Consider the following 12180-nt stretch of genomic DNA (forward strand, 5'->3'; position numbering starts at 1 on the left):
ACCTTTGTCACTTTTTTATTTATTATAAATTAGCATCGGTTTTAAAATCAAGCGGTGAAAATGCGGTTGCTTCGGTAATTAATTGCGCAGTTAGTTCTTCAACCTTCTTGATAGCGTAGAACGCATTTTCATTTGATTTTTTAGTAATAAACTCAACTTTATTTTCTGGAGTTAAATTGATATCTTCTTGAAGAAGTTTATCAATCTCATGAACACGCCGATTTAATTCAATTCTAACTTCTTTTTGCATTGCCTTTAGTTTAGGGCCAAATTCCAGATAGTTGCTATCAACTAAAATGCCAAGTAATTTGTATTTCCAATAAGCTGAGTCTGCACTGTAGGTAGCTTCTCCTTTTTTATAGGATTCTGGAGTATCATTGATTGTTGCATAAAAAGGAACAAAAAGACTTTGTGCAGTCACTCCCATTGCGAGCCACTGAATACCTGCAATTTCGGTTGGAAGACTAGGTCGAATCTGAAGAATATGCGATTCTTGAGTTTTTGCCAGACTAATTGGGCGAAACTTATGTTTTAAATCAGTAAGACCTTGGCCGATTGGATCATACTCTGTTCCTTGAAAGTGCGATCCAAGAATGAATTCAACATCTTCCCGACTAATCAAGCGATTTGCTTTGCGAATGAAAGGTAGTTCTTCGCTCATCGGTCCTTGTATAATTTCAGGATTTAAATATTTCTGGCCATACCATACACGTGGTGTGCTGTATATTTCATCACTGAGGTCCTGAGTACCAAAAATTTTACGGAAGTTAAAAGAGTCTGTTGCAGGATTCAATTTATTTATTGAAACAAAATCCACAATTCCTGTTGAATGCAAGAAATTATTTTTATCCGTAAAATCAATTTCTTGGATTGCAAGCTGATTGGCAACTACTGCATAGGAATCATCAGGAATTCGTTGTGCTACCCAATGATGTCCTGTCGCAATTTCCATATACCAAGCCTCGGATTGATCGGCAAATAGAATCCCGTTTGATTCACTTGCTCCTTTTTCCTCAACTATCTGTCCAAGGTACTTAACACCTTCACGAGCTGAATGGATGTATGGCAATGTTACGGTAATCATTGCTTCTTCACCAATTCCCGTAGAAATTAGTGGATCAACTCCGAGTACTCGTTCATTGGCATATGCACTTTCTGTGGCGCTCATTGCAACACCATATTCGTTAAAACCATCTTCAGCAAAAATCCCGTATTCATTGGTCCATTCAGGTGTAGCCGTATAACGACCGCTAGTTTGAGGTAATTCCATAGAGAAACCATTGTCTGGTGAGATGAAAAGCTGCTTGTTATTATGCTCAACATGTGGATATACTTTAAAATGTTTTGGCCATGCAGTCTTTGCATCTTCATTGCGAGCAATCATAATTGAACCATCAATACTTGCTTTTTTCCCTACAAGAACACTTGTACAAGCGGAAAAGCTTTTTTCTTTAAATGCCAAATTAATTCCTCTTTCTTTTTCTAAATTATTTCGTTAAAATAATTCTAGCATAGCATGACTTTTTAGTGTAAAAAAAAGTTACTATGACGTAAATTAAATTAATTTTGAAGTGGGGAAATCAGCAGTGATTTTAAATAAAATTCCGGATAAAATAAAGAGAATTGCAGTTATTTTTTGTTCATCAGTTCTTTTGGCATGTGCTTTGAATCTATTTTTGATACCAGGTAATATCTTTGGGGCAGGTCTTAATGGAATTGCACAATTAATTTCTTCTTTATTAGTAAAAATTACAGGAATTAACATCGAAACTGGATATTTTATCTTCTTGCTTAATGTTCCAGTTGGAATATTAGGATGGTTAAAAGTTGGTAAAAGCTTCACATATTACAGTGTGTTGACAGTCTTATTAACTACAGTTTTATCAATTATCATTCCTGTTGTACATCTGACTCCGGATCCTTTGATGGGAGCTTTATTCGGAGGTGTTATCACAGGTGCTGGAGTAGGGTATGCGTTGAAGTACGGTTTCTCGACTGGAGGAATGGATATTGTTGCAGTTGTACTGAATAAGACAACAGGGAAGTCTATTGGTAGCTTGATGATGGTAATCAATATGATGATTATTTTGACAGCTGGTATTTATTTTAGTTGGCAGAGTGCGCTATATACAATTATTTCAAATTATGCAATGACACGAGTAGTTGATGGGATTCATACATCACACCAAAAACTTACGGCCTTTGTTGTCACTAAGCACGCAGATATAATTTTGCCTAAAATCAAAAACTCTTTAATTCGTGGTGTGACAGTCTTACCATCAAGTGGCGGCTATTCGGATAGTAAAAGTCAAACTTTAATGACAGTCTTAACCCGTTATGAACTCTATAGGTTCAAACAAATCATCGCTCAAGCCGATCCAGTAGCATTTGTAAATTTTGTTAATACAGCTGATGTCACCGGAAACTTTGCAGATGAAAAACAGCAAGCAGAAATCAAGAATAAACTGGGTAATTAATAGAAGAATGAGAGAATCTTTTTTAAATAACTTTTTTTTGGAATTTTAATTGCTTTCTAATATTATTTCTGCTTTAATATAACTATCATTAATATTTTGTTGAGAAGAGGGAAATAGATGCCGATTGTACATATTGATTTGATTGAAGGTCGTACACAAGATCAACTTAAACACCTCGTGGAAGATGTTACCAAAGCTGTAAGCAAAAACACTGGAGCACCAGCTGAACATGTCCACGTTATTCTTAGTGAGATGCAAAAAAACCGTTATAGTGTAGGCGGAATTCTCAAGAGTGATGAATAATTAGGCGTGTCTGAAAGGCTGGGGTGGTATTCCCGGCTTTTTTATTTAATTATAATTTTTTTGAAAAGAGAGGATGTTTGAAGTTGACAAGTTTATCGGATGAAGTAACAACAAATGAAGCAGGACATTTAACAATCGGTGGGGTTGATACTTTGAAACTGGTATCTAAATATGGCTCACCATTGATAGCATATGATGTCTCGAAAATAAAAAGTCAGATAAGTCACTTCAAACAGGCTTTTATTGACGCAGATGTTCCTTATCGAGTAACTTACGCAAGTAAGGCTTTTTCCGCAGTTGCAATGTATCAACTGGTTGCGGGTGAAGGATTGGGATGCGACGTGGTTTCAGGTGGCGAGCTCGTGGCTGCATTAAAAGGTGGCATGCCCGCTAAAAGAATTGAATTTCATGGAAATAATAAATTGCCAATTGAACTTGAGATGGCTGTTGACGCTCAAATTGGATGTATCGTAGTTGATAACTTCCAAGAAATTGCATATTTAGATAAGATTCTAAAAGAAAAAGATACAACCATTTCTGTAGTCGTACGTGTTGCACCTGGGATTGAAGCAGAGACACATAAGTATATCTCAACTGGACAAGAAAACTCGAAATTTGGTTTTGATGTACACAGTGGTCAGGCAAAGAAAGCATTGAAAGAATTGCTTGATAATCCTAGGATGAATGTTCTGGGCGTACATTGTCATATTGGTTCACAAATATTTGCTGCTAGAGGTTTTGTAATGGCAGTAGATAAGATGGTCTCTTTGTTGCAACAATGGCATGAAGAGTTTGGTTTCTCTGCTAAATTATTGAATCTTGGAGGTGGATTTGGCGCTCGTTATGTTGACAGTGATGCGCCTTCACCCGCTGAAGATTTTGTTAAGCAAATTATTGCAGAGGTAAAGGAGAAAATAGCTGCGGCAAACCTTGAATTTCCAGAAATTTGGATAGAGCCAGGACGTTCACTTGTAGCCGAAGCAGGTTCAACTTTATATACAGTTGGTTCACGTAAAGACGTAGAAGGAGTTTGCCATTTTGTAGCAGTTGATGGAGGAATGGGCGATAATATCAGGCCAGCACTTTATCAGGCAAAGTATGATGCTATTCTAGCTAACAAACCGCATGCATTAAAAGAACAAATTGTGACTGTAGTAGGAAAGTACTGTGAATCAGGTGATATTTTGGTGAAGGATGCTTTGTTGCCGATTACTCATCCAGGGGATATCTTGGCAGTTCCTTCAACAGGTGCATATGGATATACAATGGCAAGTAATTATAATCGAAATCCTAGACCAGCAGTTGTTTTTTGTGAAGATGGGCAGGATAAGTTGATTATTCGAAGAGAAACATATGACGACCTTTTGAGTTATGATTTAGGCCTTTAATTATGCCGAGCATTAATAAATCTCATTAATAAGCCTAGCGATTAAAAGGGGGCTAAGTCAGAATGAACTTTTGACTTAGTCTCCTTTTATTTTATAAGTCAAATTATCTCTTTCTGACTTCAAATTTTTTATTAATCACTGCTCTTTTTAGTGAAAATGCTTTCGTTTATTGTTTTACATAAAGCATAACGAAATGTGACAGTATATTTACATTAGTATTGTAAACTTCAGATTGAAGGGGATGAAGTAATGAATTATAGTGCTAAGAAAAAATTATTTTCAGTTTCAGCAATTGTTTGTGTGGTGTTACTGCTTATTGCAAGTTTTAGCGATTTAGCAATCAGCAATGCAGTTATAAATTATAATAGTATTTTTGGGACAATTTTTCAGACCTTAGGTGAATTTCCAGTTTATTGTATCTTCGTTTTATGTGGTGAAATTGCAATGGCTTACGCGTTAAGAAATCTTAATAGTTTACTATTCTCAGGGGTTTTATTTATAGGGGGACTTAGCCTTTCATTATGGCAATTGAAGCAATATCTTATTGAAGTTGAAAGCTATACTCTTTCAGCACTTAGTAATATTCATGCAGGTAAGGATATGGGATTAGCAAATAGCGATGCTGCAACTGCCAAATTATCTGTAGGAGTTGCAATTCTTATATGGCTGATTAGTTACATTATTATCACAGTACTAGTTCAATATTGGATGGCTAAAAATGATGATAGTCAACTTAATCGCTATCTAATTTTAGCTATTTTTGCATCCTTAACAGTTTGGTTTGCTTTAGAAATTAATTTAACCTTAAAAGATACTTGGGGACGGGTTCGCCCTTACGAGCTAAGTTCATCACAAAAGGAATTTACACCTTGGCTTCATCCCAATGGAATTAATGGATACAAGTCCTTTCCTTCTGGACATACGATGGCCGGAACATTGTGTATTGTCTTTTCCTGGTTTGCAACTCAGCCACAATTACGTAAACGTCTTTGGGTCGCCGGAATTGTCTATGGAATTTTACTTGCAATTTCACGTGTAATTATTGGAGCCCATTTTCTTTCAGATGTTACATTTTCATTTTTCCTAACCGCAACAATAATTTTTGTTATGCGTGAATTATATGATCGTCTTTTGAGTGAAGAGTTGAAGATCTAATTTCAGTATTATGAGTATCAAGGTAAAAGGCTATTGCGGGTCAAAAAAAGGAGACTAGTCAAATAATTTGAGCTAATCTCCTTTTTGTTTACGCTAAATAGATTGGTGTATGTCAAGCTTATACTTCCAGTTACTCAGCTAATTTTAGATAGTTTTCAAGATAGTTTGCTAAACCATCTTGTGTGTTGTCAAGTTCAGTTATGTCGTTACTGATTTTTTTAAGTGCATCTGTACCATTTTTCATAACAACACCCCAACCAGCATAATCAATCATCTCATAATCATTATGTTCGTCACCGAATGCAATAATATTTTTGCGGTCAATATTATAATTATTTGCCAGAAGTCTAACCCCTTTTTCTTTTGTAATTCCCTTAGGGGCTAATTCGAGAATAGGATTTTTTCCACCCCAAACACCGATTTCAATGTAATCACCATAGTTATTTCTTAATTCAGAAATTATTTTTTCTTTAGCATCATCATCGACCAAAAGTGTAACAGAAGCCGGATCGGTAGCCAAATTGTCCTCGTTTAATAATTGTTGTGTACTTAATGAAGTAGGGAAGAAGCCATCAGTAACAGGATTGACACTATCTGCAAGCAACATTGTTTTTGCTTCGGCTGCGATTAATTTAATTCCCAAGTTTTCTTTATTTTTTAATAAATCAAAAGCAATCTCACGTGAAAATGTATCTTGATATTCTTTTCCCCAAGTTCTGTAGGGGATGTGTCCAAGTGCACCATTAAAATTAATCATGGGCGTTTTTATTTTCAATTCATCATAGTAATTTTTGGAGATACGATACGGGCGACCAGTGACAATCGAAACAATATGTCCCGCTTTACTCGCCTTTTGTAGAACACTAATAGTTCTTGAACTAATAAGTGAATCAGCATTCAGCGTTGTTCCATCTAAATCTAATGCGATTAGTTTTTTTTCCAAATTAACACCTCGTTTATGAAAACTTGTAGAATTTAAGATACCATAAAAACACTAATTTTACTAGAGTTCGGCACAAACAACGGTGTATAATTAATACATAATTATATGGAGGCGATAGCATAATGATGATTGTTGAAACAAAAAGCATCGAAAATATTCCTGTTCTGGAGGTTGTCTTGGCTGACAGGAAAGAGGATAGTCTACCGCTAGTAATCTTTTATCATGGTTGGACTGGTTGCAAAGAGCGCGTCTTGACACAAGGTTACGAAATTGCTAAGAAGGGTTTTCGTGTTATTTTACCGGATGCATTATATCATGGTGACCGAGAAGTTGGTGGACCAGCAGAAGACCATCAAATACAATTTTGGCAAATAATTGCGAATTCTGTTAAAGAATTTCCGGTATTGGTTAATTTTTATAAAAAAGAATTTGGTATAAAAGATAATAAAATAGGAGTTAGTGGATTATCAATGGGTGGGATAACCACTTGTGCTCTTTTAAATATTTATTCAGAGATAACCGCAGCAGTATGTTTGATGGGTTCACCTCGTCCTGTAGAGTTTGCAAGAATTTTATTAGGTAAAATACCTGGGGTGCAGGATGTGGATCCGGCATATGTTGAAAAAGAACTTGAACAATTATCAATTATTGATTTATCTATGAATCCACAAAAAATTGCTGGAAGACCAGTACATTTTTGGCATGCAACTGGAGATCGAATGGTTCCTTACAAACCTACTAAGGAATTTTATGATCGGATAAAGGACCATTCATATGCGGAAAATGTTACTTTTAGTACAACTCAGGGTGGTGGACACAAGGTTTCTCAGGCAACAACTGTGGAAATGGCAAATAAATTTGCTGAATATTTTGACTAAATCTAAAACGGGGGATCCGGTATGGCTAGTAGAAATGTTGAAGATGTAAAAGATGAAATTATTGAAAAATTAGAAAATGTAATTGATCCCGAATTAGGTATAGATATTGTGAATTTGGGATTAATTTACGAGATAGATCTTGATTCAGTTGGAGCATGTGAAATAAAAATGACACTTACAACAATGGGTTGCCCATTAACTGATGTTTTGGCTGAAATGATTGAACGCGAGCTTCAGCCAATCGCTGAAATCAAGCAAGTAAATATTAACTTTGTTTGGGAGCCAGCGTGGACAATTGATAAGATGACAAGATATGCAAAGATGGCTTTGGGGATTCATTAAAAAGGCTAGGAGACAAAATAATTGTTAACTAAAAGACTATGTTTACTTCTATATACTGCTGTACTTGCTATAGCAAGTGTTTTTCTTTTTGTAAAAATTCAACAAAGAAGTTTAATAATCCAATTGGATAATCACAATTTGTCTGCGGCAGCATATCATGTTACTTTAAAAGACAAAAATACAATTTGGGACGTTACACAAGCAGTTGAAAAAAATAAGAAAATTAAGAACGTTCAAATTCATTTCCAAGATAAAAAAAACAAGCATTTAACTTATTTTTTCGGTACCGGATCTTTTGGTGTTCCACCAATGATCAATGGTAGTTTCTTTGGTAGCGGAACTTTTAATTCAGAGGTTGAAGTAGCAGTTGTTGGAAAAAATTATGAGAAGAAGCTCTACGAGCCAAAAGACCAGGAATATTTAAAAATTGGTAAAAAGTATATTCCTGTATTAGGAGTGATGGGGGATAAATATTCATCACAATTAGATAAGCAAATTTTCATAGCACCAAGTATTGAAAAAAGTAAAAAATTGATTGCTAATAATTATCGAATAATAATTGATGGGAAAAAAGCACTAAATAAAAATATATTGAAAACAGTATTGAAGGCAAAAACAGTTGAACACTTGAAACAAAAACATTTCTTGATTAATCAAGATTCATGGATATTAGATCATTTTCAAGAGCTGCTAATGCTGGCTGGATTATTTATATTACTTATATTTGGGGCATTGATTTGGATAATCGGTAATATAAATCGGAATCGTAGTTTCCTGAACCTAGGTAAGGAACCTTTGCAGTTATTATTTGAAGAATGGGAATTTTATACATTGTTAACAGGTTTGGGAACAATTTTTGGGGTAATGGGTGGAATGCTTATTACAGAATTAACTAACTATATACCATTGTTAATTTATAACATGGTCAGTTTTGTTTTAACGAATATCTTTTATATTTTACTGTTAAGAAAAAGAGTAATAAGTCTGAATAGGAGCTAAAGATTTAATGAAGTTTCCAGTAGATTTTAAAGAAAAATATATCAACCTTTTAGGTGATGATGCACCCGCTTTTTTTGAAGGTTTGCAGACCGAGGCAATAAAGGCATTTCGGGTCAACCCATTGAAAGAGAATTATAAAAACATCGAATATCCGCTTGATAGTCCTGTACCTTATGTTTCAACAGGCTATTATGGAAGTGTTAGTGGCAAGTCGCTGGAACATCAGACTGGGTATGTTTATAGTCAAGAACCAAGTGCCATGTATGTCGCAGAAGTTGGAGATATTCAACCGAATGAAGTTATCTTGGACTTATGTGCCGCACCAGGCGGAAAGTCGACACAAATTGCAACAAAATTAGATAATAAAGGCTTACTTGTCACAAATGAGATTAATAGAAAGAGAGCGGGAATTCTCGCCGAAAATATTGAGCGCATTGGTGCAAAAAATGTAGTAATTCTAAACGAGAGTCCACAAAAAATAGCACAAAAAATCACGAATTATTTCGATAAGATTTTTGTTGATGCTCCTTGTTCCGGTGAGGGAATGTTTAGAAAGGATCCGGATGCAATGAAGTATTGGCATAAAGATTACCCTGCAGAGTGTGCAACGAGGCAAAGGGAAATTCTGACTGAGGCAATGAAGATGCTCAAACCAGGTGGAGAGCTAATTTATTCGACTTGTACTTTTGCACCTGAAGAGGATGAACAAATTATCGAGTGGCTCTTAAAAAATTATGAATTAGAATTAGTCCCTATAAAAAAATATGATGGAATGGATTCCGGTTTTCCAGCTTTTGCTGATAATAATCCCGAGATGGAAAAAACAGTGAGGTTATTTCCACATCATTTTAAGGGAGAGGGTCACTTTATAGCCAGATTAAAAGATAAGAGAGAATCAGTTAATAGTGGGGTAAAGATAGAGAAAAGGAATAAAAAGAAAAAAGAAAAATTAGTATTTAGAAATCTAAATAAGGAAGAAACAAAACTGTGGATTGATTTTGAAAATGCAACCTTTAGTCATCAGCTTTTTGATATTGGTGATCTTAGTTGTTGGGGAGATAAGCTTTTTTATTACCCAAGTAGCTGGCCAAATATTCAAAATCTAAAATTTATAAAACCTGGTTTTCAAGTTGGAGTATTTAAAAAGAGAAGATTTGAACCTGCATACGGACTTGCATTAGCAATTAAGAGTACTGATACGCAAAAAATTATTGATGTAACACAGGATGAGTGGGAAAATTATGTTTCTGGAAATATAATTTCATTAACGGAGAGAAAAAGTAAAAATGGTTGGTATGCCTTGCGTTGTAATGGACATATTTTTGGCTTTTCGAAGTTAGTCAATGGAACATTGAAGAATTTCTTTCCAAAGGGATTGCGGTTTAACCGCTGATGAGAAGATATAAAAAATAATAGAGGATTGGATCAAAATAAATTTTTGATTCAATCCTCTATTTATTACAAATAAATGTGTTTCAAAATTCCCTGTTTAACTTCGAATAACTCATAGCAACAAAGTACTTACTATGTAGTTAATTCTTTTTTGCCAGATAGCTCTTATTTTAATAAATTTGATTTTTAAAGTTCAGTAAATCTTTAGAAAGTATTGTGTGGACTTTTCGAAGTTCGCTGATATTATGACATCCCAAAATGGTCATAATGGACTTGACTTGATGTTTTAAATCTTCAATTTGTTTTACTAAACCAGTCACGTCCTCTTTAAGAACAGTATGCAAGAATAGTCCAGAAATACCAACATTATCAGCTCCTAAGCATAGGCATTTAACAATGTCTAGTGCATTGCGAATGCCACCAGAAGCGGTAAAGGAAAAATCATTTGCATAGGGTTTACTGGCAATTAAACATTCAGCTATATTCATTCCAAAATCATTTAAGCAATCAAAATTCTCAGTGTGCAGTCGTTGATTTTCAATTTTTGCAAAATTAGTACCGCCGTAACCTGATAAATCTACGAATCTGACATTAATTTCCTTCAATTTTTTCAAGGTGGCAGGTGAGATACCAAAGCCGACTTCTTTTATGATTACTGGTACGTCAACATTTGCCACAATATCAGCAATCTTTTCACGCCAGTAGAAATTTCGATCTCCTTCAGGCATAATAATTTCTTGAATAGCGTTGAGATGAATTTCTAATGCATCAGCAGAAATCATTTTAACTGCCTTTTTTGCGGCATACAAATCATTTCCAGCACCTAAATTGCCTATAACAAATCCATTAGGCATAGTATCCCGCACGATTTGAAAACTCGTACTTGCATCTGGAAATTTAACTGCAATACTTTGTGATCCTGTGGCCATTGCAAGCCCTGTTTGTTTAGCGGCTAATGCTAATTTTTGATTTAATTTTGTTGTTGAAGGACTTCCACCTGACATTGCGTTAATAAAGAATGGGATATCACTTTTTTTCCCTGCAATACTGGTGGAGTAATCAACTTCTTCAATTGCTATTTCTGGTAGATTATTAGGGAGTATACGGATTTGATCAAGTCCATTGTTACTCTGAGGATTGAACTGTTTTTCCGCAATAAAAACATGTTCGTCTTTACGATGTGCGTGTCTTTGATCCAAAATACTCCTCCTTTTAGTAATTAGTCGTTGATTTGGTGAACGTGAAGATTTAATCGGTTAATACCGATTTTTTTCCAGTTATTCGTTAATAGCTGGGTATCATATTTTTTGTTTATCACAACAATACCACAGTCACCACCACCGGCACCTGATGTTTTTGCAGCACCTTTTGCTTTCTCAGCAGTCTCACATAGTTGATGAAGAAGAGGGGTCTCAATCTCGACATTGCTGAGTCGCCCAAGTTCTTGTAATAATTCACGGTTTTTGCGAATTTCTTTTTGAATTATTTCGATACTACGATCATGAAAACCTTCAATCATATTTAAAAGACAGTTTTTACTTGCGTTCAAGAAATCCTGATAAGATAATCTCTTTTCAGCTTTTTTTAAACCTACTGCGTCTACCAAATGAGATGTTGACGCAGGAGAGCCAGTCCATCCAATTAACAATTCTAAATTTTCGGGAGGTGTCAGTAATTCAACATTTAGTTGTGGCCATTCAATTGAAAGAAGTTTCTTTAGGTTAAAGGTGTTTCTTGCGCTTTTGAGCCATTCACGATCAAAAGAACGATATGCAATCCATCCTCCATATACACTGGCTGCAATATCGCCTAAAGACCCATTTCCTTGAATATCAAGATGGGCGATGGCTGATAGTTTGAAGAGAATATTATTTGTAATTGGCAAGTTATAAAAACGACAGAGTGCTTTGACAGTTGCCACTGTAACAGCGGCTGAACTTCCAAGACCGTATTTTTTTCCATCAGGACTGTCAAGGTCACTATCAATGCTTAAATGGTAGCACTTCATAGTCTTATTTAAGGATTGAGCATACGATTCTGTCAGGCGGATAGCGGATAAGATGTAGTGGAAAGGATTATCACGGTTATCAAATATCATATTTTTACCATCACGTTTCCAATATAACGGTGTTTCTTTGTATTGTTGAGAATTTATCGTCCCATAGTCATTACTTTCTTCAACTGTGACGGTTACAAATTGATTAAGTGCGACTAATATGGCAGGAAAACCAGTTTCAACGACAGCATATTCGCCTGCTATATAAAGCTTTCCAGGAGCTTTAACGGTTATCAAAAAATCATGT

12 protein-coding genes are annotated in these 12180 nt (G+C 35.2%); 8 read left to right on the plus strand and 4 right to left on the minus strand.

Translation table 11 applies throughout. The annotated features are described in order from the left end of the window. Positions 1-22 precede the first annotated feature (22 nt). On the minus strand, positions 23-1462 hold the full coding sequence (locus G6O70_RS07335; protein ID WP_057869559.1) for a C69 family dipeptidase: 1440 nt from the start codon (positions 1460-1462) through the stop codon (positions 23-25). Between the two features lie 124 nt (positions 1463-1586). On the opposite strand from G6O70_RS07335, the gene G6O70_RS07340 reads away from it, so the two are divergent. From G6O70_RS07340 to G6O70_RS07355, 4 genes are all read left to right on the plus strand, one after another. Next, positions 1587-2477 (plus strand): YitT family protein, encoded by an 891-nt coding sequence (locus tag G6O70_RS07340; protein WP_057869558.1) that lies wholly within the window; start codon positions 1587-1589, stop codon positions 2475-2477. 117 nt (positions 2478-2594) lie between these two features. Next, positions 2595-2780, plus strand: a complete 186-nt coding sequence (locus G6O70_RS07345) for a 2-hydroxymuconate tautomerase (RefSeq protein ID WP_057869557.1) — start codon at positions 2595-2597, stop codon at positions 2778-2780. An 83-nt stretch (positions 2781-2863) separates the two neighbouring features. Then, positions 2864-4168, plus strand: coding sequence for a diaminopimelate decarboxylase (lysA, locus tag G6O70_RS07350; protein ID WP_057869575.1), 1305 nt, complete (start codon positions 2864-2866; stop codon positions 4166-4168). 249 nt (positions 4169-4417) lie between these two features. Next, on the plus strand, positions 4418-5323 hold the full coding sequence (locus G6O70_RS07355; protein ID WP_057869556.1) for a phosphatase PAP2 family protein: 906 nt from the start codon (positions 4418-4420) through the stop codon (positions 5321-5323). 130 nt (positions 5324-5453) lie between these two features. Here the strand turns inward: G6O70_RS07355 and G6O70_RS07360 are convergent, their stop codons facing one another. Beyond that, positions 5454-6266: a Cof-type HAD-IIB family hydrolase gene (locus tag G6O70_RS07360; RefSeq protein ID WP_057869555.1), complete on the minus strand. Its 813-nt coding sequence runs from the start codon at positions 6264-6266 to the stop codon at positions 5454-5456. Between the two features lie 122 nt (positions 6267-6388). Here G6O70_RS07360 and G6O70_RS07365 point away from each other — a divergent pair, with 122 nt between their 5' ends. From G6O70_RS07365 to G6O70_RS07380, 4 genes are read left to right on the plus strand one after another with little or no spacing between them, the layout of a single operon-like run. Then, on the plus strand, positions 6389-7144 hold the full coding sequence (locus G6O70_RS07365; RefSeq protein ID WP_057869554.1) for an alpha/beta fold hydrolase: 756 nt from the start codon (positions 6389-6391) through the stop codon (positions 7142-7144). A 21-nt stretch (positions 7145-7165) separates the two neighbouring features. Next, positions 7166-7486: a metal-sulfur cluster assembly factor gene (locus G6O70_RS07370; protein ID WP_057869553.1), complete on the plus strand. Its 321-nt coding sequence runs from the start codon at positions 7166-7168 to the stop codon at positions 7484-7486. A 21-nt stretch (positions 7487-7507) separates the two neighbouring features. Then, positions 7508-8485 (plus strand): ABC transporter permease, encoded by a 978-nt coding sequence (locus G6O70_RS07375; protein ID WP_057869552.1) that lies wholly within the window; start codon positions 7508-7510, stop codon positions 8483-8485. A 7-nt stretch (positions 8486-8492) separates the two neighbouring features. Beyond that, a complete protein-coding gene (locus tag G6O70_RS07380; protein WP_057869551.1) occupies positions 8493-9878 on the plus strand; it encodes an RsmB/NOP family class I SAM-dependent RNA methyltransferase in 1386 nt (461 codons plus the stop codon). Positions 9879-10047: 169 nt separating this feature from the next. On the opposite strand, the gene fni is transcribed toward G6O70_RS07380, so the two are convergent. Together fni and G6O70_RS07390 are read right to left on the minus strand one after the other, a co-directional pair. Beyond that, positions 10048-11076, minus strand: coding sequence for a type 2 isopentenyl-diphosphate Delta-isomerase (fni, locus tag G6O70_RS07385; RefSeq protein WP_057869550.1), 1029 nt, complete (start codon positions 11074-11076; stop codon positions 10048-10050). A gap of 20 nt (positions 11077-11096) precedes the next feature. Beyond that, positions 11097-12170, minus strand: coding sequence for a phosphomevalonate kinase (locus G6O70_RS07390; RefSeq protein WP_057869549.1), 1074 nt, complete (start codon positions 12168-12170; stop codon positions 11097-11099). Positions 12171-12180: the final 10 nt, after the last annotated feature.

Origin of the sequence: Liquorilactobacillus hordei DSM 19519, from assembly GCF_019443985.1 — a bacterium.
Lineage (GTDB): Bacteria > Bacillota > Bacilli > Lactobacillales > Lactobacillaceae > Liquorilactobacillus > Liquorilactobacillus hordei.